This window comes from Bradyrhizobium cedriense (assembly GCF_054602315.1).
Genome location: NZ_JBTSWB010000001.1, coordinates 158,194 through 181,167, shown reverse-complemented (window position 1 = coordinate 181,167; position 22,974 = coordinate 158,194). Strand labels below are relative to the sequence as shown.

At 64.8% G+C, this 22,974-nt stretch carries 25 protein-coding genes; all 25 read right to left on the bottom strand.

Annotation, left to right across the window (positions count from 1 at the left end; all coding sequences use genetic code 11):
• Positions 1 to 20: 20 nt before the first annotated feature.
• On the bottom strand, positions 21 to 509 hold the full coding sequence (locus tag ACYCVF_RS00905) for a rod-binding protein (protein ID WP_459596644.1): 489 nt from the start codon (positions 507 to 509) through the stop codon (positions 21 to 23).
• Positions 506 to 925: a hypothetical protein gene (locus tag ACYCVF_RS00900; protein WP_459596643.1), complete on the bottom strand. Its 420-nt coding sequence runs from the start codon at positions 923 to 925 to the stop codon at positions 506 to 508. The genes ACYCVF_RS00905 and ACYCVF_RS00900 overlap by 4 nt, the downstream gene beginning before the upstream one ends.
• Positions 926 to 932: 7 nt before the next feature.
• The gene (gene fliR, locus ACYCVF_RS00895; protein WP_459596642.1) at positions 933 to 1,685 is read right to left on the bottom strand and encodes a flagellar biosynthesis protein FliR; all 753 of its coding nucleotides are present in this window, start codon (positions 1,683 to 1,685) and stop codon (positions 933 to 935) included.
• The gene (gene flhA / locus ACYCVF_RS00890; RefSeq protein ID WP_459596641.1) at positions 1,682 to 3,763 is read right to left on the bottom strand and encodes a flagellar biosynthesis protein FlhA; all 2,082 of its coding nucleotides are present in this window, start codon (positions 3,761 to 3,763) and stop codon (positions 1,682 to 1,684) included. The genes fliR and flhA overlap by 4 nt, the downstream gene beginning before the upstream one ends.
• A 72-nt stretch (positions 3,764 to 3,835) precedes the next feature.
• A complete protein-coding gene (gene fliQ, locus ACYCVF_RS00885; RefSeq protein WP_061020746.1) occupies positions 3,836 to 4,102 on the bottom strand; it encodes a flagellar biosynthesis protein FliQ in 267 nt (88 codons plus the stop codon).
• Positions 4,099 to 4,521 carry a flagellar hook assembly protein FlgD gene (gene flgD / locus ACYCVF_RS00880; RefSeq protein WP_459596640.1) on the bottom strand — a complete coding sequence of 141 codons (423 nt, stop codon included), beginning with the start codon at positions 4,519 to 4,521 and terminating at the stop codon, positions 4,099 to 4,101. The genes fliQ and flgD overlap by 4 nt, the downstream gene beginning before the upstream one ends.
• A 15-nt stretch (positions 4,522 to 4,536) precedes the next feature.
• Positions 4,537 to 4,947, bottom strand: a complete 411-nt coding sequence (flbT, locus tag ACYCVF_RS00875) for a flagellar biosynthesis repressor FlbT (protein WP_459596639.1) — start codon at positions 4,945 to 4,947, stop codon at positions 4,537 to 4,539.
• On the bottom strand, positions 4,947 to 5,291 hold the full coding sequence (gene flaF, locus ACYCVF_RS00870) for a flagellar biosynthesis regulator FlaF (RefSeq protein WP_459596638.1): 345 nt from the start codon (positions 5,289 to 5,291) through the stop codon (positions 4,947 to 4,949). Before flaF ends, flbT begins: the two co-directional genes overlap by 1 nt.
• A 55-nt stretch (positions 5,292 to 5,346) precedes the next feature.
• Positions 5,347 to 6,393, bottom strand: a complete 1,047-nt coding sequence (locus ACYCVF_RS00865; protein WP_459596637.1) for a flagellar hook-associated family protein — start codon at positions 6,391 to 6,393, stop codon at positions 5,347 to 5,349.
• Positions 6,394 to 6,396: 3 nt separating this feature from the next.
• The gene (flgK, locus tag ACYCVF_RS00860) at positions 6,397 to 7,872 is read right to left on the bottom strand and encodes a flagellar hook-associated protein FlgK (protein ID WP_459596636.1); all 1,476 of its coding nucleotides are present in this window, start codon (positions 7,870 to 7,872) and stop codon (positions 6,397 to 6,399) included.
• Positions 7,873 to 7,906: 34 nt separating this feature from the next.
• On the bottom strand, positions 7,907 to 9,139 hold the full coding sequence (locus ACYCVF_RS00855; protein WP_459596635.1) for a flagellar hook protein FlgE: 1,233 nt from the start codon (positions 9,137 to 9,139) through the stop codon (positions 7,907 to 7,909).
• A 119-nt stretch (positions 9,140 to 9,258) separates the two neighbouring features.
• A complete protein-coding gene (locus tag ACYCVF_RS00850) occupies positions 9,259 to 9,840 on the bottom strand; it encodes a transglycosylase SLT domain-containing protein (RefSeq protein WP_459596634.1) in 582 nt (193 codons plus the stop codon).
• Positions 9,791 to 11,140, bottom strand: a complete 1,350-nt coding sequence (gene fliK / locus ACYCVF_RS00845) for a flagellar hook-length control protein FliK (protein WP_459596633.1) — start codon at positions 11,138 to 11,140, stop codon at positions 9,791 to 9,793. Before fliK ends, ACYCVF_RS00850 begins: the two co-directional genes overlap by 50 nt.
• The gene (locus tag ACYCVF_RS00840) at positions 11,137 to 12,315 is read right to left on the bottom strand and encodes a chemotaxis protein (RefSeq protein WP_459596632.1); all 1,179 of its coding nucleotides are present in this window, start codon (positions 12,313 to 12,315) and stop codon (positions 11,137 to 11,139) included. The genes fliK and ACYCVF_RS00840 overlap by 4 nt, the downstream gene beginning before the upstream one ends.
• A complete protein-coding gene (locus tag ACYCVF_RS00835) occupies positions 12,312 to 13,622 on the bottom strand; it encodes a MotB family protein (RefSeq protein ID WP_459596631.1) in 1,311 nt (436 codons plus the stop codon). Before ACYCVF_RS00835 ends, ACYCVF_RS00840 begins: the two co-directional genes overlap by 4 nt.
• A 6-nt stretch (positions 13,623 to 13,628) precedes the next feature.
• Positions 13,629 to 14,327 (bottom strand): hypothetical protein, encoded by a 699-nt coding sequence (locus ACYCVF_RS00830; RefSeq protein WP_459596630.1) that lies wholly within the window; start codon positions 14,325 to 14,327, stop codon positions 13,629 to 13,631.
• A complete protein-coding gene (gene fliF / locus ACYCVF_RS00825; RefSeq protein WP_459596629.1) occupies positions 14,324 to 15,949 on the bottom strand; it encodes a flagellar basal-body MS-ring/collar protein FliF in 1,626 nt (541 codons plus the stop codon). Before fliF ends, ACYCVF_RS00830 begins: the two co-directional genes overlap by 4 nt.
• Positions 15,950 to 16,255: 306 nt before the next feature.
• Complete coding sequence (locus ACYCVF_RS00820; RefSeq protein WP_459596627.1) at positions 16,256 to 17,170, bottom strand: flagellin N-terminal helical domain-containing protein; 915 nt, start codon at positions 17,168 to 17,170, stop codon at positions 16,256 to 16,258.
• A gap of 270 nt (positions 17,171 to 17,440) precedes the next feature.
• Positions 17,441 to 18,349 (bottom strand): flagellin N-terminal helical domain-containing protein, encoded by a 909-nt coding sequence (locus tag ACYCVF_RS00815; RefSeq protein WP_459596626.1) that lies wholly within the window; start codon positions 18,347 to 18,349, stop codon positions 17,441 to 17,443.
• Positions 18,350 to 18,616: 267 nt separating this feature from the next.
• The gene (fliP, locus tag ACYCVF_RS00810) at positions 18,617 to 19,357 is read right to left on the bottom strand and encodes a flagellar type III secretion system pore protein FliP (RefSeq protein WP_459596625.1); all 741 of its coding nucleotides are present in this window, start codon (positions 19,355 to 19,357) and stop codon (positions 18,617 to 18,619) included.
• Positions 19,354 to 19,797, bottom strand: coding sequence for a flagellar basal body-associated FliL family protein (locus ACYCVF_RS00805; RefSeq protein WP_459596624.1), 444 nt, complete (start codon positions 19,795 to 19,797; stop codon positions 19,354 to 19,356). The genes fliP and ACYCVF_RS00805 overlap by 4 nt, the downstream gene beginning before the upstream one ends.
• A gap of 42 nt (positions 19,798 to 19,839) precedes the next feature.
• Positions 19,840 to 20,547, bottom strand: coding sequence for a flagellar basal body L-ring protein FlgH (gene flgH, locus ACYCVF_RS00800; RefSeq protein WP_459596623.1), 708 nt, complete (start codon positions 20,545 to 20,547; stop codon positions 19,840 to 19,842).
• Entirely contained in the window at positions 20,548 to 21,303 is a 756-nt protein-coding gene (locus ACYCVF_RS00795) for a MotE family protein (protein WP_459596622.1), read from the bottom strand.
• 67 nt (positions 21,304 to 21,370) lie between these two features.
• Positions 21,371 to 22,501 (bottom strand): flagellar basal body P-ring protein FlgI, encoded by a 1,131-nt coding sequence (gene flgI, locus ACYCVF_RS00790; RefSeq protein WP_459596621.1) that lies wholly within the window; start codon positions 22,499 to 22,501, stop codon positions 21,371 to 21,373.
• A complete protein-coding gene (gene flgA, locus ACYCVF_RS00785; RefSeq protein ID WP_459596620.1) occupies positions 22,498 to 22,974 on the bottom strand; it encodes a flagellar basal body P-ring formation chaperone FlgA in 477 nt (158 codons plus the stop codon). Before flgA ends, flgI begins: the two co-directional genes overlap by 4 nt.

The following is a 22,974-nucleotide window of genomic DNA, read 5'->3' as shown; positions in this document are numbered from 1 at the left end:
ACCCCTCAATTTTCACCCGTTCACGAATCTGATCCGGTCTTCCCCGCAGCGTCCGGTCCGCCAGGATGTGCGGCGGCGAGCTGCTTGGCGATGCCGATGCCCGTGCCCTTTGCCAGCTGGCTGCCAAGCTGTTCTGCAAGCATCGACTTCCAGACACCGCCGGCAGTGCCGTTGCCAAAGACCTCCTCCGACTCCTTCGGCAACATCGTCTCGACGAAGGTCTGGAGGATGAAGGCTTCGAACTTCCGGTAGACTTCGCCGGATGCCGGCGCCTTGATCACCTGCACCGGCGGACCGTTCACTGCACCCGACTGCGCTTCCGATGCCTTCGCCGCGGATTGGTCGGCAACGGCTGCCGCGGCCTTGCCGATCTCTGCGTTCATCGTGGCGGCGAAGTCGGCATCGGAGGATTTCAAGGCGTCGAGCTTCGCGGTGGCCGCGCGCTGCGTCGCGGGATCGGCGGCTTCGAGGACATCGAGAACGAGGTCGGGGGTTGCTGTCACGATCATGTCTTGTTCCCCTTGGCTGGCCGCGGCATCCACGCGCGCACGACGGAGCTTATTCCCGTCATCTCTTCGAGCGAGCGCTTCTCCGCATCACGGAGCTTGTCGGCGAGCGCCGCCTTCGCGACCTCCTCGAGCTGCTTCACGCGGCGGCTTTCCGCCCGAACCTGGTCGAGCTGCTGTGCGGCCTGCGCCTGCACCGCACGTGCGCCGACGCTCGTCCTGTTCAAGCGCCGCGCGATCGATTCGCTGGAGGATCCCGCCGGCGGCCTGCCGTCGTTCAGGGCCCCGACCAGCCATTCCTGCTCGTCCTGCAGGCTGCGCTCCTGCTGCCGCAATTGCGCGAGCTGCCATTCGGACAGCCGAAGCTGGAGTTTCACGAGCGAAACGATCCGGCCGAGCTTGTCCGCGCGCGACGTCATCTCCCGGTCACTCCGCCAGCCACGATGAGAGGCCGAGCATGAATTGCGTCAAGAGCTCGTCGCTGGTGAGATAGAGCAGCAGGAACCCGCCGAACAGCACGAAGGGCACGGAGATGAAGTAGACCGGGATTGCCGGCGTCAGCTTGTTGATCAGGCCGACCGCCAGGTTCACGATCACCGAATAAACGATGAAGGGGCTCGTGATCCGCAGCGTCAGCACGAACGCTTCCGACAGGCGGCCCACGAGCAGATCGAGCGTCATGCTGCCACCTAGCCGGTTACCGGGATGCCAGACGTCGTAGGAGTTCATCAGCCCGCGCAGCACCTGCCAGTGCTGGTCGGTCGTGAAGAACAGCGTGGTGACGGCCGCCATGATCAACGGCACCAGGGCCGGCGCCGGATCGGTGTCGCCGACCGGGGTGCCCGGGATGTTGCTCAGCCCGATCGCGCTCGCCATCATGGTCGCCATGGTCTGCAGCGCGAGGAAGAACACGCGTCCGCCGAGTCCGATGACGCTGCCGATCACGAGCTCGGAGCAGATCAGGAGCGCCAATGTCAGCGGCGCCGCATTGTCCGTGAGCGGTTTCAGAACGGCGATCAGGATCGGCGTCAGCGCAAAGGTCGTAACCAGCGCGACGAACAGGCGCACCTGGGGCGGAACATTGACGCTGGAATAGCCGGGCACCAGCATCAGGCAGGCGCCGATCCGGCAGAACACGATGAACGTCACCAGAACGCTGTCGGCAAGGCTGCTGATCACGATATGGCTCCGAGCGCCCTGATCTCGGCGCTGCGCGCGACTTCGACATGCGACAGGATCGGCAAGGTCGGGAACACCCGCTCGAGGATCATCCGGACATAGGGACGGGCTTCGGGGGTCACCGCCAGCACCAAGCTGGTGCCGTTCTCGGTGAACTTGCGGATCGCGGCGCTGGCTTCGGTCGCGAACTGCTCGATCAGGCGCGGATCGGCGTCGAACTCGACGACGTCGCCCTTTGCATCGCGCTTCAGGCTCTGGTGAAAGGCGAGGTCCCAGCGGTTGCCGAGACGGACCACGTTGAGCACGCCATTGTCGGAGAGGTCGCCGCAGATCTGCTGCGCAAGCCGCGTCCGCACGTGCTCTGCGACCTGCTCGGAGCGCCGCACATGGGGCGCGATCTCGGCGATCGCCTCCAGGATCAGATGGAGGTTGCGAATCGATACGCGCTCCGCCAGCAGGATCTTCAGGATTGCCAGCAGGCTCGAATAGGAGATCTGCGAGGGGCAAAGATCCTCGATCAGGCGCTTGTATTCGGGATCGAGCCGGTCGAGCAGCCCGCGCATGTCCTTGTAGGACAGCAGCTGGGCGAGGTTCGCCCTGATCACTTCGCTCAAATGGGTGAGCAGCACCGACAGATTGTCGACCGGCTTGCAGCCCTGCCGCTTGACTTCATCGGTGAAGGCTTCCGTCACCCACAGCGCCTTCATGCCGAAGGCTGGCTCGATCACCTCGTCGCCCGGCACGTCGGGCTTGCCGTCCTTGTCGACCAGCACCAGCACCTCGCCCAGCCTGAGCTCGCCATGGGCAACGCGCGTGTCGTGGATCCGGATCTGGTAGCTCTTGGGATCGATCGACAGATTGTCGGTGAGCTTGATCTCGGGAATGACGAAGCCGTACTGCTTGGCGAACTTCTTGCGGATCTTGGCCACGCGGTGGGCAAGCTCGGTGCGCGAGCCCAGGAGATGGACCGAAAGATGGCCGCCGAGGGCCAGCTCGATCTCGGCCGTCTTGAGCTGCTCCTTCACGGATTCCTTGGCCTCAGCCTGGGCGCGCTCGTCGGCCTTGCGGTCATCCTCCTTCTGTCTCCGCGCGGCTTCCCGCCTCGGCAGCGAATAGCCGACGAAAGCCATGGCACCGCCAAGAAGCACGAACGGCGCCATGGGCAGCCCCGGCATCAGGGCAAGCACGAACATCATCAGCGCGGCAGCCGACACCGCGCGCGGATAGCCGCCGAGCTGCCGCAGCACCGCCTGCTCGGCCGAGCCCCGCGTGCCGCCCTTGGAGACCAAGAGGCCCGCCGACAGCGACACGATCAGCGCCGGCATCTGCGACACCAGACCATCACCGACGGAAAGCTTGGTGTAGACGTCGGCGGCTCGGGAGAGAGTCAGTCCGTGATGGGTGACGCCGATGACGATGCCGCCGAAGATGTTGATCGCGGTAATGATGAGGCCGGCAATGGCGTCGCCGCGGACGAATTTCGAGGCGCCGTCCATGGCGCCGAAGAACGCGCTCTCCTCTTCGAGCTCGCGCCGCCGGCGCTGGGCTTCCTTGTCGTCGATCAGGCCTGCGGACAAGTCCGCGTCGATCGCCATCTGCTTGCCGGGAATGGCATCCAAAGTGAAGCGGGCACCGACCTCGGCGATACGGGTCGCACCCTTGGTGATCACGACGAAGTTCACCGTGACCAGGATCGCGAAGATGATCAGACCGATGACGAAGTCGCCGCCCATGACGAACTTCGAGAAGCCGGCAACGACGTGGCCCGCCGCCTGTTCGCCCTCGCCGCCCCGCGACAGGATCAGGCGAGTCGTCGCGATGTTCAATGCCAGGCGCAGGATCGTTGCGATCAGCAACACGGTCGGGAAGGCCGAGAAGTCGAGCGGCCGCTGAATCCATAGCGCGACCATCAGGATCAGCGCCGACAATGCGATCGAGAACGCGAGGCCGAGATCGATCAGGATCGGAGGAATCGGCAGGAACAGGATCGTGAGCATGGCCACGATGCCGCCGGCGAAGAAGGCATCCGCCCCGAGGCGGCGCTGATTGGGCAGGCTAGCAGCTAACGTATCGGCCATGGGTCACCGGCAGAGGGGTCCGCCCGTAATCTGCCGCGCAAAGCTTACGCGAGGGTGGTGGTCCCCGCTGGATCAGAAGCCACGCTCGATATGCGAGTAGACCATCTCGGTGAACGTCGAGAGATGCGCTCCGATGAAGGAGCCCGAGACGGCAACGACGACGAGAATGACGATGATCTTCGGAACGAAGGTCAGCGTCACCTCCTGGATCTGGGTCAGGGCCTGGATCAGCGCAATGACGGTGCCGACCAGCATCGCGGCACCGACCGCGGGTCCGGAGGCGACGATGATGGTCCAGATCGCGGCCTGGACGATATCGAGGGCATCCCGCTCGTTCATGACTGGCTGATCGTGAGCCCCGGCCCGACCGCGACCTTCGTGCCGTCCTGAAGCGTCGCGATGGAGCCGTCGCTGTTGATGGAGACCGAGACGACCTTGCCGCTGAAACTCGCGCCGGTCGAGTCGGTAAAGCTGACCGTCTTCCCGATCAGCCCGTTGGCCTGCGACAAGGACTGCGAAGACAGCAGTGCGTCCAGCTTCGAATTCGTCTGCATCGCCTGCTCCACCGTCGAGAGCTGGGCGAATTGGCTCATATATTCCGAGGTATCCATCGGATTGGTCGGATCCTGGTTCTTCATCTCGGCGATGAGGAGTTGAAGAAACGTGTTGTAATCCACGCTGCCGCTCGACGTCGTCGAGCTGGAGCTGTTCGAACTGGACGCATTTCCGGTCGTGTCGGTCGCACTGGTGACGTTCATCTAGCCTCTCCGCTGTCAGGCAGCCTCGAATGGGGACACGGTGGCGGCGCCTGCCAGGATGGTCTGCTCCACCGGAAACAGGGCCCGAATCCGCTTGAGCGCCTCGAAGTATCGGGTCGCCCCGACCAGCTCATTGACGGCGCCAAGTCCATCCAGCATCTCGCGGTTCTCGCAGACAGCGCACAGGGCCGCGTGGTGCTGCGCGTAGAGCGCCGCGGCATCGCGGACATCGGTCGGGTTCATCAGCATGAGCTGGACGATGAAGTAGAGCTGCCGCAGCGCCGTGGTGGCGTCGGAAGCCTGCATGACCTGTCCTTCGAGCAGAAACATCACGTCGTTGACGAGCTCGACGGACACCTTGCGGTCCACACGAAGCACTGCCCCGTTGATGTAGATCCGTTCGCCCGCCCGCAAGGAGATCTTCATTAGAGCGCGTCTCTGATCAGGCGATTGATTTCGATGAGTTGCACCACGTCATTCGACTTCTGCTCGCGGAGACGGTCGGCTTCCTTGACGACCCACAGGCCGATCGAGATGATGTCGGCGCGCAGCTTGTCCGGCAGCCCGTTTTCCGGGTGCGCGAGATCCTCGATGAAGATCGTCCACAGCCGCCGCACATAGAGCAGGCTCTCGACCAGGTCCTCGAGGCTGAAACGCCCCTTCTGGATCTGCTCGAGCCGGTCGATGCCGAGGCTGAGCGCCTGCCGCTCGCGGCTTCGCGCCTCATAGCCGCTTTCGTCAACGACCGCTTCATAGGCTTCAAACGTCATCAGGACCACTCGTCGCAGGAGAACGAACAACTAGACAAAGATTACGCGCCCCGCCTCAGAGATAGTTGATGAGGCTGATCTTCTGGAGCTGCGAGGTGAGCGCAAGCGCCGTCTGGATCTGGGTCTGCAGAGTGTTGACCCGGACCGAGGCTTCGGTCGGGTCCACCTTCTCCATACCCACGATCTGGTTGTTCAGGATGTCCTGCTGCGTCTTGAGCTTGGCGGTTGCGGTGGTGATCCGCTGCTGGACCGTGCCGACGGTGCCGCCGAGAGCCGCGAGGTCGTTGATGGCGTTGCCGACGAGGCCGATCGCCTTGTCCACGACGACCTGGAACGTCTCCTGGCTCAGGCTCACATTCCCGAGATCGGCCATCATGGTGTAGGCCTCGGCGAGCTTGCGGAAGCCGGCCTCGTTGGCGCTGACGGACGTATCGGCGATCTCGGTCGTGGAGATGCGGCTTTGCATGGCCTGGTCGGTGGCCGATGACCAGTTGGCATTCCAGGCCGGGTTCGCAAACTCCGCATCGAACGTGGTGTCGAGGAAGGTCTGCATCTGGGCCGGGGTGATGGTGCTCACATTTGGCGAGGATTGCGAGAAGCCGAAGGTCGCGAGGAAATCCGCATCGACCTGGTTCTTGCTGGCCGAGCCGGCGGCGTAGGCGGTGATGGGCGTGTTCTGAGTGTTGATGCCCGAGAACAGATACGAGCCGTTATAGGAGACGTTCAAGGCGCCGATCAGATCCTGGAGATTGGCGGCCGCAGGCGGTAGAATGACCCGCCCGCCGCCGTCGGTACTGCGGGCCGCGATCAGGTCCTTGAGGAAGTCCGTTGCGGTCTTGCTGAGCTGGGTGATCCGGTTCTGCGTCACGTCAAGGCGTCCCGCGACGAGCCCGTTTGTATCGACGAGCTGATCGGCGAAGCTGAAGTCAGCCCGCAGCGTGAGGTCGCTTCCCGTCGTGGCACCAAGCTCGAGGCCAACGTCGTAGAATCGGCCGGTGGTCGCCTCCGTCGAAGCCTTGCTCAGCGCCGCCTGGTTGCTCGTGATCGAGTATCGCAATGACGAGGACAACATCAGGGTGGAAACGTAATTTGCGCTCATCATGACTTAATTCCCCACGGCAGCCAGCAGGCTCTGCAGCATTTCATCGACGGTCGAGATGATCTTTGACGACGCCGAATAGGTGCGCTCGACCTGGAGCATCAACGCCATCTCGTCGTCCATGTTGACGCCATTGACGTTCGACAACGCCGTGATGCTGCGGTCGAGCAGCGTGTTCTGGTACTCGGAGTTGTCGTTGGCGGTCTTGCGCTGGTTCTCGATCCAGCTCGTCGACGACGACGCGAAGTCGATCAAATTGCCGGTCGGCTTGCCTTGCGTTGCTGGATCGAACGGCTGCGACGCATCCATGCCGTCGATGAGCTGCTGCAGCCGGGTTGAGTAGCCGCCGTTGCCGGCGGTGTTGTATTGGTAGGCGGGGTTGCCGCTGATCGCGCCGTCGCGCAGCAGGTTCGGATTTCCGCCCTGTGCCGGATCGACCGATGCGGCAACCGAGATCGTGCCGGCGAGGCCCACCGAGACGGTGGCGCTCGCGGGCATGGCCGGCGCCCCGGGATAGGTGAACAGCCCGGGGACGTCGGGCAGTGCGGCGGCGGTCTGATCAATTTCCCTGAAAGTGTTGATCAGGCCGCGCGCGATTTCGTCGAGCTGGCTCTGATAGGTGACGGTGTCCTGGTCGCGCAGCTGAGCGAGGCCCGCGAGCTTGCCCGACTTCAGCGGCATCACCGAATTGGCTCCTGTCACGGGGACGCCGTCGATGTAGACGGCATTGCCCGTAGTGCCGGCGGTGTAGACGTTCGTCGGCGCGAAGCTCACCGTCCGCGCCGTCTTGTCGAAGAGCACGACGCCGCTGTCGGCGTAGAGCGCCGCGTCGCCGTTGGGACGGATCGACATCGTGACGCCGACCTCCTGCGACAGCTGCGAGACGATGTTGTCGCGCTGGTCGAGGTAATCGGTGATGTCGTCGCCGGAGATCGTGCCCTTCACGATCGCGGTGTTCACGGTCTCGAATTGGGAGAGCAACTGGTTGATGTTCTGAACCGACGTCTTCATGTCGGCATCCGCGCCCTCACGGACCGACTGCACGGTCTTCGTCGCCTGGTTGAGCGCGGTCGCCATGTCCTTGGCGGACGCGACCGCCGCCTGTGCCAGCGTGGTGTTGTCCGGAGCGTTGGCATACTTCTGCAGCGCCTGCTTCAGCGCATTCAGCTGCGCCGTCGGCGACTGGTCGAGCTCCGGATCGTCCACGGTCGATGCCGCGATCTTCTGGAGACCGTCGTAGATCGCACTCTGCTTGGCCGACGACGAGGTGGCGATCAGGACGTTGTCGTAGAGGCCCGAGCTGGCGGCGCGCTGGATTGCCGCGACATAGACGCCGGCGCCGGGCAGATTGTCCAGCACGGCCAGCTTGCGCGAGTAGCCGTCGGCGCTCGCGCCGGCGATGTTGCGCGAGATGACCGACGACTGGACGCTCGCCGCCGAGAGCGAGGAACGGGCCGAGTTGAGAGCGGCGGTAAGCGACATGGCGTGCTCTTGACCGAAACGAGCGCTGGAGAATTCAGCGCTTCAGGTTGACGACGACGTCCAGCAGGTCCGCGCCGGTCTGGAACGATTTCGAGTTCGCCGTGAAGCCGCGCTGCGCTTCGATCATCCCGGTGAGTTCGTCCGCGAGGTCTACGTTGGAGGCTTCCAGGGCGCCGGACTGGATCGTGCCGAGCCCGCCGGTGCCGGCATTTCCGGCCTGCGCGTTGCCGGAATTCAGGTTGGTGGAATAGACGTTGCCCGGCTCGGGCGTCAGATTGTCGGGGCTCGCGACGTCGGCGAGCATGATCGTGTAGAGCGTCAGTTGCTGCCCGTTCTTGAGAATCGCCGTCACGTGGCCCGCATCGTCGACGTCGACCTTTTCGATGGCCGACGGCGTGCTGCCATTGACGGTCGCCTTGAAGCTGAAGTCGGTGCCGGCCTGCGTCAGGTTCGACAGGTCCAACGTCAACGCCGCACCACCGGGGACGTTGACGGTCAGGCCCGTCGGGCTCGCCGCATCCAGCGCGCCCTTACCGGCCGCCGTGGTGTCGAAGGTGAAGGTGGTGGCGGGTGCAAGCGACGTACCCGTCGCCGAGTCATAGAGTTGAACCTGCCAAGTGTCCAAGCCGGCCGCCGTCGCGGTGTGAGACATGTAGACATCGAGCGTAACGGCCTGGCCGATGTTGTTGTAGGCCACGATCGAGCTTTTCGATGAATACGCGCCTGGACCGGGCGGACCGGCAATGACAGCCGCATTCGGATCCAGATTGCCGGTCGTGAGCGTCCCCGCCGTCGACGGCACAGGCACCTGCGAGACCTGGGCGATGTTGACGATCTGCATGCCCGCCAGGCTGTTCTGCGAGAAGTTGGTCACGAGGCCGGGCTGACCGAGGAGGTAGTAACCGGCGGCGTTGACCAGATTGCCCTGGCTGTCGGGCACGAACGAACCCGCGCGCGTCAGATACTGCTGTGTGTTGGCAGCGTTCGAAACCACGAAGAATCCGTTGCCCTGAACGGAGAGGTCCGTGCTCGACGTGGTGAACTGCGTATGTCCGGCGTCGCTGATGGCGTAACGGACAGTCGTCTCGACCGCGCCGGAATCGTAGTTGCCGGAGCCGCTCTTCAGGATCAGCGAGGAGAACTCCGTGGAAGCCCGCTTGTAGCCGGTCGTGTTGACGTTGGCGATGTTGTCCGAGACCGTCGACAGCTTGTTGGACTGCGCAGACATACCGGAAACGCCGGTGCGCATAACACCATACAGGCTCATGAATTGGGCTCCTTTGGTAGGTTGCAGCTACAATGGGGGGTCTTGCTTGCGCGGGGCTGATGATTGGAAGCGATGCACAACTTGTCGTGGTCCGTCGGCTGTCGCTTCGGTTCGCCGCTTCAGGTTGTTCTGGGTTGACAGAAGGATCGCGCCTTGTCGGTCCACGCGCCGAAGCCGCTCGAGACGAGATGAGCGACGATGTGACAGACGTAGCGCTTCTGCGCCGGCTGGTTGTTGGGACCGGCATTGTAGCGCGCGACTGCCATGGTCCAGCTGCCTTCCCGCTGCTTGAGCTCCTTCAGGAAGCGCGCTGCGTAGTCGACGTTCCTGGCGGGATCGAACATCGCACGTACCGAGGCGAACTTCTCGCCGTGATAGTAGTGATTGATCTGCATGCAGCCGAGATCGATCAGCTTGATGCCTTTGCTGCGCATCGCCTCGAAGTTTGCGATTGCTTCGTTCATGTCCTTGGCGAACACGGTCTGCCCATCCGCACCGAGCGCGTAGGGATGGAGTGCGCCGCGACGTCCGGTCTCGGTGAGGCCGACCGCATAGAGAATGCCGAGCGGGATCCCGTGCTGCTGGGCGGCGCGCGCCATCTCCCGCTCGCAGGGCCGCGCAGCTTCGGCGGCCGCCTGGGCGGCGCTCGCATTAGAGATAAACAGGGCCGCGGCGATGATGCGGCCCCACGTCCTGGTCATGACGCGTCTCCTGGTTGAACTGGCGTTCCTGGCGGCCCTGCTTCGCGCCGCCGTCGGACTGCCCCGAGGACGTGCCCGCACCGCCGGACGTGCCTTGCGACTGCGGCGACGACTGTTGTTGGCCGGAAAGCTGTGGCTGCGATTGGCCGGATCCGCTCTGGAATCCGTCCAGCGAGCCATGCTGGACCGGCGCGACGTCGGCGACATAGCCCGCCGACTGCATGAGATCGCGGATATGGTCGCGCTGCTGATCGAGCAGTTGGCTCGTGTCCTTGCGTTCGGCTGCAAGCTGCACGGACACTTCGGTGCCGACGAGACGAAGACGTACGGTGACGTTGCCGAGCGCGGGTGGCTCGAGATTGACGGTCAGGATCCTGAGAGGCTGATCCGGCGCCTTGGTCTGGGACGCCGCGAGATCGGACGCCGCGGATGCTGCCGGTGCCGAGGACTCCTTCAGCTCTGCGACGACTGCATTGGCGACCTGTTGCGGTGGGCCGAACTGCGCCGGAGGCAGGTGCGTCTCCTGCTGGACCACGGTGACCTTGGTCGTCTCGGGCAGCGCGGGGCGTGCCGACGACTTGGCAGCGCGCTCGACATTCGCCGTGACCGCCTCGAAGCCAGCTGACGCCGGCATTGCGTTCGAAGACTCCCTGCCTTGCGTCGGCGCCGGCTGCACCGCATCCAGCCCGTGCGAAGCCGCAGCCTGCGAGCGCGCGGGAGCCGGGGCGACGCTGGATGAGGCGGCATCGACCGTCGCCGCCTTCGCCGCTCCCATGGCCGGCGCCTCGCGCTTCGTCGTGAAGAGCCGCTCGTCGCGCGCGGGCGGTTCCTTGTCGACGGACTGCAATTGCATCTGCGGCTTCACCGCAGGCGCACAGGCGATCTCCTGCCCGGCTACCAGGGTGATGCCGGATTGGCCTTGGACCTCAGTCCCGGCCGCATGATCGATCGGACGCTGATTCTCCGACGACCAATCGGTCCTGGTGTCGGAAGACTCCTCTGTGGACTTTGGATGCGCGGTCGCCGCGATGCGGTCGCGCACCGTCGCGTCCTTCTTGTCCTTCTCGATCGGGCCGGCCAGATGCGTGCGCAACGCTCCGGTCTTCGCCGTCGCATCGCTGCCATCATCGCTCAGGGCCCGCTTCGCGAGGTTCGAGACGGTGCGAAGCAGATCGTTGAACGACGAATTTGGCTGCGATTTGGTCCCGGCGTTCTTTGCCGAACGCGACGTCCCACGCATGTTGAGGCTCTCGGCGAGATCCGAGAAGGGTTGTCCGGAGGTTCCGTTGAGCTTGGTCATCGACGGCGGTCCTTGGTAAGGAGTTCGAGTTCGCCGAGTTGCTTCTGCGCGCGGGCAAGCGTCACAGTCGATGACGCCAGATCGAGTCGCGCCGGCGTTGCCGGAGGGTTGTCGACTGCGGCGGCAGACCCGCCTGCGAAGGGCTTGCGGACGTCCAGCGCGAGCTGCACCGTGGCATTCAGAAGGGGGACGTCGCGCTCCGGCAGCTTCGACCGGTCGAGGCCCTTCAGCTCGGCGAGACCGCCGTCATATTCGTCGGTGAGCGCCCGCGCGGCGCCGCGGAAGAAATGGGCCCGCTCGCGATCAGCCGAGGCGTCGGCGCTGAGCGTCAGAGCCCGCTCGCCGGCGAGCCGGGTCACGGCCAGCCGTCCGCGCACCATCGCGGCCCGCGCGATCACGAGATACAGCTTGAGGCGGCTCGCGCGATCGATCTGCTCCAGCAGGGCTGCGACCCGCGCAAAGCGACGCTCGTCCAGCGCCAGACTCGATTGCGTCAGCCCCGTGGAGAAGCGCTGCCAGAAATCGCCGGCATAGATCGAGTTGCGGTAATGGCGGATATAGGCCAGTGTAAGGAACTCGAATTTTTCGAAATCCTCCGCCTGCCCGACCAGCAGGATCTCGCGCCGCAGCGCCGCCTCCTCGACGAGCGTGCCGGGCAACAGCAGGCGTGCATCGTCCAGACGCTCGATCGCGAGCGATGCCTCGGCGCGCGCGAACAACGCGCCCTGGACCAGCGCGACCTGCCCGCCCAGGCCCGAGGAAAGCGTCCGCGGCTTGACGTCCTTGAGCAGCTCCCGCGCTTCGTCCTGCCGTCCCTCGACATAGGCGAGCGCGCCATTGAACAGCCGCTCGTCGATGTTCATCTTGTCCCGCGGCAGCTTGCGGACGGTTTGCGGCGCGCCACCGCTGAGCAGGTAGATGACCACGGCCTGGCCGTTTTGCGGATTGCTCCACGCTGCAGGATCGGCCGCGAGGAATTTCTCGCCGATCTGCCGGATCATAGCGATGTGGCTGCTGTGCGCAGCGGTGTCGCCGTTGGCGATGCCGTCCTGCACCGCCTGTAACGCGCGGACGAGCTCATAGGGTTCGCCGGGCAGAGGCGCAGGCTGAGCAAGCGCATTCGCCGCCGTGAACGGCAGCAGCAGCAAGGCGGCGCGGCGCAGCAGACTGATCAAGAGCGCTTCTCCCGGATCAGTATCTCGATCCGGCGGTTCTGCGCGGCCGCCGGATCGTTCGGAAGCTTCGGTCGCCGGTCGGCGTAACCCTCGACATGCTCGATCCGCCGGGCATCGACGCCGGAGCGAACCAGCATGTAATAGGCCATCTGGGCACGAGCAGTCGACAGCCGCCAGTTGTCGTAGGTTTCCGAACGATACGGCCGATTGTCGGTATGGCCGCGCACGATGATCACGCCCTGGCGCTTGGTCAGCAGCGGCCCGATCTTGTCTATCACGCGGATCAGCTCGGGCCGCGGCTCGGCCGAGCCGACCGCGAACATGCCGAAGCTCGCATCGTCGGTCAGGCTAACCAGGAGTCCCTCCTCGACCTGACGCACCTCGGCCACCGGCCCCGCGCCCGCCTTGATGTCCGACAGCGCGTCCGCGATCGCGGACTGAAGCTGCTTCAATGTCGGTTGCTGCGCTTGCGCCGCATCGCGCGGTTCAGGCTCCTTCGCCGTGTCGTTGGGACGCGCCTGCGGGGCGGCGTTGGCTTGCGCGCCAGCCTGGGCGTTGCCCTCGCGTGAGGATTGCGTCGGTGCGGGACCCGGCGGCAGCAGGGGCGACAGGCTTGCGGACGAGCTATCTGCGTTCGGCGCCACGCTTCCGCCGGCCTCGTCCACCTTGGCACGACGCGCCTGCGGCTCACTCTGAGCGGCGCCCGACGCATCGCGCGCGGAGGCATTCGGCTTTGGCTCGCTCTCGATGAAGCGATCCGCGTCCTTGGACGTCTGCGGCGCCAACCTCCAATAGCCGGGATCGAAGGGATCGCGGTAGGCATCGCCACCCTTCAGGCCCTCCTCTTCGGCGGAGGTCAGCGCGCCCACACGCCGCTGGCCAGAGGACTGGTTCGCGCTGTTCGCGATCTCGGCGAGCGTCGCATAGGGATCGCGGAACAGGACCTTCTCCTCGTAGGAGGCCGGTTTCTCGGCCGTCGGAGAGTCACCGCGACGTTCCTCGTTCGGCCCTGCCGGCTGACGCTTGCCATCCTGGCCTTCGAGCGACGACGGCTCCTTCTTGGAGAGATCCTTGAGGCCTTTCGGGGCAGGCGCGTTCTCCGCGAGCTTGATCGGGTTGAAGTAGCTCGCGACCACCTGCTTCTGGTCCTGGTTGAGCGCGTTGAGCAGCCACATGACCAGGAAGAACGCCATCATCGCGGTCATGAAGTCCGCGTACGCGATCTTCCAGACGCCGCCGTGATGCGCCTCCTCGGCGAACGCGCTGCGCCGACGGACGATCACGATCTCATGCTTGACCTCTTCCATGGCGGACTACCGGCGCGCTTCCCTGAGGCGTTCGCTCCAGGCGGCGATCTGGGTCTCGATCACGGTCTGGTCGGCCAGGACGCGGACCTCGAAGGTGTCGGCCGCCTCGTACGTGATGCCCGTTCGCCTTGAAGCCTCGAGCTGCGTCTTCACGAGGTCGAGCAGCTCGCTCGGGCCGGTGACCTTGAAGGCCGGAACCGACGAACTGCCGGTCAGCGCCGCAATCTGCTCGACCAGCGATCCGATCGCCTTGTCGCGCACGGCGTCGGCGAGGAACGGCAGCAATATCCGCGCAACGGAGCTTGCGATGTTGGTCTCGATCTCGCGGCAGGCCGCCTCGAAGCCGCTGACGATCGCGACCGCTTGCTGGTCGGACCATTTGGCCCGCTCCTCGCCGAGCCGGATCGCGCTGCGGACGCGCTCCTCGGCCAGCCTGGAGTCGCCTTCCGCGACGCCGGCCGCATGGCCTCGCCGATAGGCATCGTCCAGGAGATGGTCCGGCGGAGCTTCCGTCGCGGGCGCCGGAGCCAGCGCCTGAAGCTGCGGCTGCTTGAGTGTCTGAGGCTGCGCTTGAGGCTGCGGCTCGCGCCGCGCATCCTTGGGTCTCGTCAGCACGTCCTGGATCTTCGGCGCTGGAGCAGGCGGCGACTTGGCCCGGCCACTCGCGTCGAACTGCGTCAGGAGTTTTCCGATTGCCGCGTTCATGCCGCCTCCTCACGTCGCATCCAGTCTTTGAGGATCGCCGCCGCCTGCATCTGATCGAGTCGGACGATCTGCTCGAGCCGCTTCTGCGGCGTTCGCTGCATCTTGCCTTCGAGGTCTTCGACGAGATTGAGCTCGGTCTCCTCGCCGTCCGACAATGCCAGGGCCCCCGCAGCTTCGAGCTGGGCGGCCTCGGCGGCCTCGGCCTGCTCCTGCTCCGCGCGATGGGTCAGAATGCCGTTGACCGCGGGTCGAAGCCCGAACCAGACCAACATCGAAGCAACGGCCAGGATCGTCACCGCGTTGATGACGCTGCCGAGCTGCTTGTTGATCATCTCGACGAAACTGATCGGCGGTACCGGCGCCAGCTCACGCGAGCCCTCGATGAAATCGACGGCCGTGACCTGGATCTGGTCGCCACGCGCCTTGTCCAGTCCGCCCGCCGTCGCCGCGAGCTGACTGATCTCGGCGAGCTTGCTGTCGACGATGGCCTGGTTGCTCTTGTCGCCGAGATCGGCGACCAGTCGCGCGCGGTTGACCAGCACGGCGATGAACAGCTTCTTGACCGAATAGCCGTCGCTCACCGTCGTCGTGGTCTTGGACGAGACCTCGAAATTGGTGACGTCCTCGCGGCGGCTCTTGTCCTCGTTGGAGTTCTTGCCGCCGCCGGCATTCACCTGCTGGTCGGGAAGATTCTGCTGCACCGTGGTCGGCGTCGACCGGTCGGCGTTCTGCGAGGACTCTTTCTCGCGCACGTTCCGCACCGACCGCTCGGCACGGTTCTCCGGATCGTAGACTGTCTCGTTGATGTGCCGCTTGTCGGTGGACAGCTGCGGCGCGACGCTCACCTCGAAATTGTCGAGGCCGAGATACGGCGTCAGCGCCTTGCGGATGTTCTCCTGTACCATGCCGCTGACCGTCTTCTGCAGGCTCGCCATCTTGGCCGGCGCGGCGCTCGCTTCGTCCTCTTCGGCGAGCAGCATCGAGCCGTCGGCGTCCAGCACCGTCACCTTGTCACGGCTCATGCCGGGGATGGCAGCGGCGACGAGATGACGGATCGACTGCGCCGTGCGCGCCTCGATCGCGCCGTCGGTCCGCAGCACGACCGACGCCGAAGGCGGCTGCTGCGTCGCGCGGAACGAACCACGCACCGGCAGCACGATATGCACCCGCGCCGCCTTCACACCTTTCATCAGCTGGACCGTGCGGGCAATCTCGCCTTCCAGGGCCCGGAGCTTGGTGACTTCCTGCATGAACGAGGTCAGGCCGAGCGAGCCGATCTTGTCGAACAGCTCGTAACCGGAATTGGCGCTGGTCGGCAGCCCCTTCTCGGCGAGCAGCATCCGCGCCTGCATGGTCTGGCTCGGGCGCACCGAGACCGCATCGCCCGCCGAATTGACGTCGAACGCGATGTTCTGCTCGCGCAGCGCCGCGCCGATGCGCGTCACGTCTTCGCGGGTGAGGCCGGTATAGAGCGCTTCGAACTCGGGCCGGCTGAGGTAATAGGCGCCGCCGACGACCGTGACGAGAACCGCAAAGCCGATCAGTCCCAGGGCCATCAGGCGACGCGGCCCAAGCTCCAGCAGATTATTGAGCAGCTGCTGTACCTGCGCACGACTGAGCATGTGACCTCGTACCAATGCGAACGTAGAGGACACTCAGCCTTCAACCTTGTCTGAAGGTTGTGCGAGGCCACCAATGTGTCGTTTCGCTGGCGAGGCGTTGCAATTTTACATGAAGCTCGGGCGGGCCCGGTCGGCTCAGCACCTACAAGCGAACGCTCGGGCGCGTGGCAGCGCGATCGGCTGCGGCGAGCTGCACGAAGTCTGGGGTCGAAAGGTCGATTGCCGGCACGTCCCGTGCCGTCACGCCCGCGAAACGTGGCGGGGACCGTGCTCCCGAGGGAGCACGGTCGTCTTCGAAGGCGTCGCTTAGCTGCGGAACAGCGACAGGATGCTCTGGCTGTTCTGGTTGGCGATCGAGAGCGCCTGAACGCCGAGCTGCTGCTGGGTCTGCAGAGCCTGCAGGCGGGTCGATTCCGCATTCATGTCGGCGTCGACGAGCTGGCCGACACCGCGATCCACGGAGTCCATCAGGGTCTTGACGAACTCCGAGTTGGTCGAGATGCGGTTCTTGACCGCGCCGAGATCGGCAGCGGCCGAGGCCACCGAGTTGATCGCAGCGGTGACCTTGGCGATGTAGCCATCGAGCGTGGTCTGGTCGGCCGCCGAGTCGGTCAGCGCGGAGATGTTGATCGTGTCGACCGAGGCGCTGGCGGCCACGGTGTCCAGAATACCGGTCTGCGTGGTGGAGTAGAGCGTGTAGTTGGCGGTCGTGATCGTGATCGAACCGATTGTCGGGGTGCCGCCGACGCGCGAGTAGGACGAAACGAGGTTGAAGCTCGTCGGAGTGGTGCCGGTCGTCGTGCTCAGCCAGTTGATGCCGTTGAAGGTGGCCGAATTGGCCTTCAGCTTCATGTCCTGCTGGATCTGGGTGATGTCCGCCTGGATCTTGGTGCGGTCGATACCCGCGGTCTTGGCTTCGACCAGCAGCGCCTGGAGCTTGGTCAGACCCGAGTCCTTGTCGCCGATCACCGAGGTCAGAGCGGTATATTCGGTGTCGACGGTCGCAGCGGAGAGGCCGAGCGAGTCGGAGACCGCGGAGAGCGCTGCGTTGTCGGAGCGCATCGAGGTTGCGATCGACCAGTAGGCGGCGTTGTCCGAAGCGGTGGCCACGCGCTGGCCGGTGGAGATCCGGTTCTGCGTGGTGGCGAGTTGCGCGCTGACAGACCGCAGGGTCTGGAGCGCGGTCATGGCGGAGGAGTTGGTGAGGAGACTAGAACCCATTTTGATGTCCCTTTGAAGTTTGAATCGAGCTTGGGGGACATACCGGACTTGCACCGGTACGACAGAACGGCGTCATGCCTTTGGGCTCCCGCAGGCGCAGGTTCAAGACCCAATCTGTCGTAACGGCGAGGTTAGCGTGCGAAGCTTGTGCGGGGCTTGTGGCTCTGTGCTCCAACGGCAACAGCGAGCCGAAATGACGGCGCGCGGCACGCCAAACGACAAGGGCCGCACTTCGCGAGAAGCGCGGCCCTTACTTCGATGACGTCCGTCTTAGCGGAACAGCGACAGGATGCTCTGGCTGCTGTTGTTGGCGATCGAAAGCGCCTGCACGCCGAGCTGCTGCTGCACCTGCAGGGCGGCCAGGCGAGTGGATTCCGCGTTCATGTCGGCGTCGACGAGCTGGCCGACACCGCGGTCAACCGAGTCCATTAGCGACTTCACGAAGTTCGTGTTGGTCGAGATGCGGTTCTTGACGGCACCGAGATCGGCGGCGGCCGAGGCCACGGAGTTGATCGCCGCGGTGACCTTCGAGATGTAGCCATCGAGCGTGGTCTGGTCGGCGGCCGAGTCGGTCAGCGCGGAGATGTTGATCGTGTCGACCGACGCACTGCCGGCCACGGTGTCCAGAATGCCGGTTTGCGTGGTCGAGTAGAGCGTGTAGTTGGCCGTCGTCACCGTGATCGAGCCGATGGTGGGCGTGCCGCCGACGCGCGAGTATGACGACACCAGGCTGAAGCTCGTCGGAGTGGTACCGGTCGTGGTGCTCAGCCAGTTGATGCCGTTGAATGTGGCCGAATTGGCCTTCAGCTTCATGTCCTGCTGGATCTGGGTGATGTCAGCCTGGATCTTGGTGCGGTCGATGCCGGCGGTCTTGGATTGGACCAGCAGCGCCTGGAGCTTGGTCAGGCCCGAGTCCTTGTCGCCGATCACCGAGGTCAGAGCGGTGTATTCGGTGTCGACGGTCGCGGCCGACAGACCGAGCGAGTCCGAGACCGCGGAGAGCGCGGCGTTGTCGGCGCGCATCGAGGTGGCGATCGACCAGTAGGCGGCGTTGTCCGACGCGGTGGCCACGCGCTGACCGGTGGAGATCCGGTTCTGCGTGGTGGAGAGTTGCGAACTCACAGACCGCAGGGTCTGGAGTGCGGTCATGGCAGTCGAGTTCGTAAGCAGGCTTGACATTGCGAATGTCCCTTTATGTACGCGTTACATTTCACGAGGGGACATACCGGGCTTTCACCGGTACGGAAGGGCGGCATCATGCCTTTGGACTGATGTGGGTGGGGTCCAACCCGCCGTGCCGCATTGCTAGCACGCCGAATCTTGCTTCCGGATTAAGAGCCACCTGAATTTATAAGCAAAATCATATGGTTAACATTACAGACCGCTAACCATAACCGGCATGTCCCGCTTAACTATGACCAGCCGGTCCGCCTGCCATCGCGGCCTTTACGAAAACGAGCGTACCAGGCCGGAGGCCAGCAAATTCCAGCCGTCGATCAGCACGAAGAACAGCATCTTGAACGGCAGGGCGAGTATCGTCGGCGGCATCATCATCATGCCCATCGACATGGTCAGCGTCGCGACGATCATGTCGATCACCAGGAACGGCAGAATGATGAGGAATCCGATCTCGAACGAGCGCCTGAGCTCGGAGATCATGAAGGCCGGAATGATGACGCGCAAATCGATGCGTTTGTCGTCGAACTTCCTGCGAAAGCTTTCCGCGGCGAGCGCTTCGAAAGTCTGGAGATCCTTGTCGCGGACATGGGCCAGCATGAACTCCCGGAACGGATCGGTGATCTTCAGATAGGCTTCCTCTTCCGAGATCTCGTTCTTCATCAGCGGCTGGACGCCGGTCTCCCAGGCCCTGTCGAAGGTCGGCGCCATGACGTAGAAGGTCATGAACAACGCGAGGCTGATCAGCACCAGGTTGGCAGGCGTGGTCTGGAGACCGAGACCGGCGCGCAGGAACGACAACGCCACCGCAAATCGCGTGAAGCTCGTCACCATGATGAGCAGCCCCGGCGCCACCGACAGCACCGTGATCAGCGCCATCAGCTGGACGATCCGGCCGCTGGTCGAGCCGTTTCCCGGCGGCAACAGGGAATTCAGGTCCGGAATCTGGGCCAGCGCCGCTTCGGGCAGCACGACCAGAACCAACGCGATCGGCAGGACCCTGATCCTCACTGGATCACCAGCGTCTCGATGATCAATTCGCGGACCTTGCCTGACGAGCGGATGCTGGCCCGCTCGGTCAGGTCGTCACGCAGATGCTGGAGCCCGCGCGATCCCTCGAACTGCGCAACCGTCGCCGATCGCAGGTAGGTGACGATGTCCTCGCTGATGTGGGCGGCCAGAATGCCGGCGTCCTCGTCGTTCATGCTGTCGGTCACCATGGAGGCTTCGATGCGCGCCCAATTGTTGGCCGGCGCGGCGAGATTGGTCACGATCGGAGACAATTTCCGGAGCCGCGCGCTGCCGGCGTAGCTCGACGCGATCGGCGGCGGCGTGGCGTTCTTCTTCGCATCGGCCACGCGCTCGGCGGTCGCGATCAGATGCAGGCCGGCAAGGGCGCCCGCGCCGATCGCGATCAGGGTCAGCACGACGATGGCGGCAATCAGGCGCATGCCAGTCCCTGCCGTGGTGAGGCGACCCGAGCGGAGCGAACTTCAGAATGGTGCCACGGCGTCATAGATCCGGTGTCCCCATCCAGGCTGTTGCACATCCGACAGATTTCCGCGCCCGCCATAGGACACGCGCGCCTCGGCGATCTTGTCGTAGGAGATCGTGTTGGTCCGGGAGATATCGCGCGGACGCACGATGCCGCCGACGTTGAGCACGCGCATCTCCGTGTTGACGCGAAATTCCTGCGAGCCGCTGATCATCATGTTGCCGTTCGGAAGCACGTCGGTGACGATGGCCGCAATCGACAGCTTGATGTCCTCGGTGCGGTCGATCTGGCCGTTGCCCTTGATCTGCGTATTGGTGCTGAGGTTGGCGTTGGTCTGGCCCGTGTCGCTCCAGCCGGCGACGTCCATCAGCCAGTCGAGCCCGAACTTGACCTGCGAATCGCGGGAACGGCCGGTTTTGTTGTCGAGCTTGGCCTTGTCCTGCATCGAAATGATCACCGTCACGACGTCACCGGTGCGCCGTGCGCGGGGATCGCGGTACAGATCGGTGCCATCGTCCCACGTCGAACGATAGCTGACAGGTGTGCGCATGCGCGGCGTCACCGGGATCGGATCGGCCTGCATCCTCAGGCCGCTGCCGACGGGCGACATTTGTGGACCGATCAGCACTTCGGCCGGGTCATGCAAGCATCCGGCCAGGAGCACGGACGCGGCCAGCAGCGAGAGGACGAGGATCGGCTTGGTCATCTATTTTGGCTTTCCGTCATCCACGCGACGCATGCCGCCGAGCAGGTCGGCGAGGTGTGCCGCGCGCGCCGTGTCCATTTCATTGAAGATTGCGCTCGAACTCCTGGGGCTGAGCTTGGCGAGCACGGCGGCGGCGGTCTCGTCGGCCATGCCGGCGATCTGTGTCGCCGCAGCTTCGGGCTTCATGCGGGAATAGATCTCGACCACGCTGGCTTCGGCCTTCTTCAGGAAGTCGTCGCGCAGCGCCATCCATTTCTCGTATTCGGCGCGTTTGGCCTCGACTTCGGCGATCCGCTCACGCAGCAGGCTCTCGGCCTTCTCCAGCTCCTTGAGCTGCCAGGCCAGCCTGGCGTCGACGGAAGAATCGGCGATGTTGCTGCAGAACAGGGCGATTTCGTTGTCCGGAGCCGCCGCGGCCTGCGGCGGCAAGGGTTTCGCAGGCGGGACGCTGCCGGGCTTTGCCGGGCGTGCCGGCGCAGGGGCCGGTGGCTCGGAAGACGGCATCGCGCCGGTGATCGCGGGTCCCGAATCTTCCGCCGCCCATGCCGTCGCCCGGATCGACGCATCGCCGCTTGGTACCGGGGCCGCCAGCGGCTGCGGCTTCTGCGGTCCGGGTGCGCGGGCGCGCGCGAAGGAAAGCAAGTTGAGCGGTCTCGACGGCTTGGCCTCCTCCAGCGCCAGCACGGGCAATGCGCTCGCGAGCACTGTGGCCGCGACCAGCAGGAGGAGTTTGGCTTTGTGATCCAGCTTCAGCATCGGGCCGCATACGATTCTCGGTCGAGACCTCAGCATTGAGCGCACAAGCTTGCACGACGCTTGTGCATCATTGCACGATGACGTCGGCCTGAAGCGCGCCTGCCGACTTGATCGCCTGGAGGATCGCGATGATCCCTGACGGCTTCAGGCCGATCTGGTTCAGGCCGCGCACCAGGCGCTGCAGATCGACCCCGCTCAGGATTGCCACCTGCGCTCCCGCCTCGTTGGCTTCGACGACGGTCTGCGGAACGACCACCGTCTGCCCTCGCGAGAACGGCGCCGGCTGCGACACGACGGGCATCTCCGTGACACGGACCGTCAGATTGCCGTGAGTCACGGCGACCGTCGATATCCGCACGTCGCGTCCGATCACCACGGTGCCGGTTCGCTCGTTGATCACGACCCGTGCCGGCGTGTCCGGCTCGACCGCCAATTCGCCGATTTCGGCGAGGAAGCGGACAGGACCGATATGGCGCGGCTTCGACAACACGATAGTTCGATAATCGCGCTCGAAGGCGATCTGCGCGCGGTAGCGGCCGCCGGCGTAGCTGTTGATGGCATCGAGAATGCGCGTTGCGGTGACGAAGTCGGGGTTCCTCAGCTGCAGCACCAGGAACTCCATCTCGTGGAGACTTCCCGGCACCTCGCGTTCGACCAGCGCACCGTTCGGGATGCGCCCGGCCGTCGGCGTGCCCTGGCTGACGTTCTGCGCCTGGCCTCCGACACTGTAACCGGCGACCGTGATCGCGCCCTGCGCCACCGCATAGACGGCGCCGTCCGCCGCGCGCAACGAAGTCATGACCAGCGTGCCGCCGAGCAGCGAGGTCGCGTCGCCGAGCGACGACACGGTGACGTCCATGCGTTCGCCGGGCCCGATCGAGGGCGGCAGGTCCGCAGTCACCATCACCGCGGCGACGTTGCGCGTGCGCAGCGTCGTCGGACGCGGGGGGTTGTTGGTGCTCGTGGTCTCGTTCCTGACGTTGATGCCCATGTTCTCGAGCATCGATTGCAGGGACTGTTCCGTGAACGGAGCGTTGCGAAGCGTATCGCCCGTACCGTTCAGGCCGATGACGAGACCGTAACCAACGATCTGGTTCTCGCGCAGACCCTTGATGTCCGCGATGTCCTTGATGCGGACGGTGGCCTGGGCGCTGGCGACCGACATGAGCAGAGCAAGCGCGAGCAGGAGTCTGGTCATGACCCGTCCACGACCTTGACGGTGCCGTCCGGCTGGACGACGCCCCTGATGACCACTCCGGTGTCCGTATTGCGCACGGGGATCAGCGCGCCGGCCGCACCCGACTGCATCGCCGAGCCGTAAGTGACGATGGACAGGCCGCTGTCTTCCACCACGACCTTGACCATGGCGCCGCGGGCCACGGTCCAGGGATCTTCCACCGCATTGGTCGGAATGGGCTGGCCTGGGAACAGCGCGCGCCGCGCCATGCGGCCGACCAGCACCTGACGCCCCTCGATGAACATGGCGACGCCGAGCAGGCTCGGCGCGAAGGCGCGTTCGGTGATCATCTCCTCCCGGATCAGCTCGCCGGCCCGGATCGAGACGGCCGGCACGGGAAGCCGTTTCTCCTCGGCCGCGGCGCCCCGGGCCGGCCCGAGAACCAGCAGCACGGCGGCCAACCCGCGCATGATCAGGCCCACCCTGTTCAACAT

Bases quoted from the DNA above. Each gene is read 5' to 3' on its own strand.
- ACYCVF_RS00905 (WP_459596644.1), bottom strand. From the start codon at position 509: ATGATCGTGACAGCAACCCCCGACCTCGTTCTCGATGTCCTCGAAGCC.
- ACYCVF_RS00900 (WP_459596643.1), bottom strand. From the start codon at position 925: ATGACGTCGCGCGCGGACAAGCTCGGCCGGATCGTTTCGCTCGTGAAA.
- flhA (WP_459596641.1), bottom strand. From the start codon at position 3,763: ATGGCCGATACGTTAGCTGCTAGCCTGCCCAATCAGCGCCGCCTCGGG.
- fliQ (WP_061020746.1), bottom strand. From the start codon at position 4,102: ATGAACGAGCGGGATGCCCTCGATATCGTCCAGGCCGCGATCTGGACC.
- flgD (WP_459596640.1), bottom strand. From the start codon at position 4,521: ATGAACGTCACCAGTGCGACCGACACGACCGGAAATGCGTCCAGTTCG.
- flbT (WP_459596639.1), bottom strand. From the start codon at position 4,947: ATGAAGATCTCCTTGCGGGCGGGCGAACGGATCTACATCAACGGGGCA.
- flaF (WP_459596638.1), bottom strand. From the start codon at position 5,291: ATGACGTTTGAAGCCTATGAAGCGGTCGTTGACGAAAGCGGCTATGAG.
- ACYCVF_RS00865 (WP_459596637.1), bottom strand. From the start codon at position 6,393: ATGATGAGCGCAAATTACGTTTCCACCCTGATGTTGTCCTCGTCATTG.
- flgK (WP_459596636.1), bottom strand. From the start codon at position 7,872: ATGTCGCTTACCGCCGCTCTCAACTCGGCCCGTTCCTCGCTCTCGGCG.
- ACYCVF_RS00855 (WP_459596635.1), bottom strand. From the start codon at position 9,139: ATGAGCCTGTATGGTGTTATGCGCACCGGCGTTTCCGGTATGTCTGCG.
- ACYCVF_RS00850 (WP_459596634.1), bottom strand. From the start codon at position 9,840: ATGACCAGGACGTGGGGCCGCATCATCGCCGCGGCCCTGTTTATCTCT.
- fliK (WP_459596633.1), bottom strand. From the start codon at position 11,140: ATGACCAAGCTCAACGGAACCTCCGGACAACCCTTCTCGGATCTCGCC.
- ACYCVF_RS00835 (WP_459596631.1), bottom strand. From the start codon at position 13,622: ATGGAAGAGGTCAAGCATGAGATCGTGATCGTCCGTCGGCGCAGCGCG.
- ACYCVF_RS00830 (WP_459596630.1), bottom strand. From the start codon at position 14,327: ATGAACGCGGCAATCGGAAAACTCCTGACGCAGTTCGACGCGAGTGGC.
- fliF (WP_459596629.1), bottom strand. From the start codon at position 15,949: ATGCTCAGTCGTGCGCAGGTACAGCAGCTGCTCAATAATCTGCTGGAG.
- ACYCVF_RS00820 (WP_459596627.1), bottom strand. From the start codon at position 17,170: ATGGGTTCTAGTCTCCTCACCAACTCCTCCGCCATGACCGCGCTCCAG.
- ACYCVF_RS00815 (WP_459596626.1), bottom strand. From the start codon at position 18,349: ATGTCAAGCCTGCTTACGAACTCGACTGCCATGACCGCACTCCAGACC.
- ACYCVF_RS00805 (WP_459596624.1), bottom strand. From the start codon at position 19,797: ATGCGCCTGATTGCCGCCATCGTCGTGCTGACCCTGATCGCGATCGGC.
- flgH (WP_459596623.1), bottom strand. From the start codon at position 20,547: ATGACCAAGCCGATCCTCGTCCTCTCGCTGCTGGCCGCGTCCGTGCTC.
- ACYCVF_RS00795 (WP_459596622.1), bottom strand. From the start codon at position 21,303: ATGCTGAAGCTGGATCACAAAGCCAAACTCCTCCTGCTGGTCGCGGCC.
- flgI (WP_459596621.1), bottom strand. From the start codon at position 22,501: ATGACCAGACTCCTGCTCGCGCTTGCTCTGCTCATGTCGGTCGCCAGC.
- flgA (WP_459596620.1), bottom strand. From the start codon at position 22,974: ATGTTGAACAGGGTGGGCCTGATCATGCGCGGGTTGGCCGCCGTGCTG.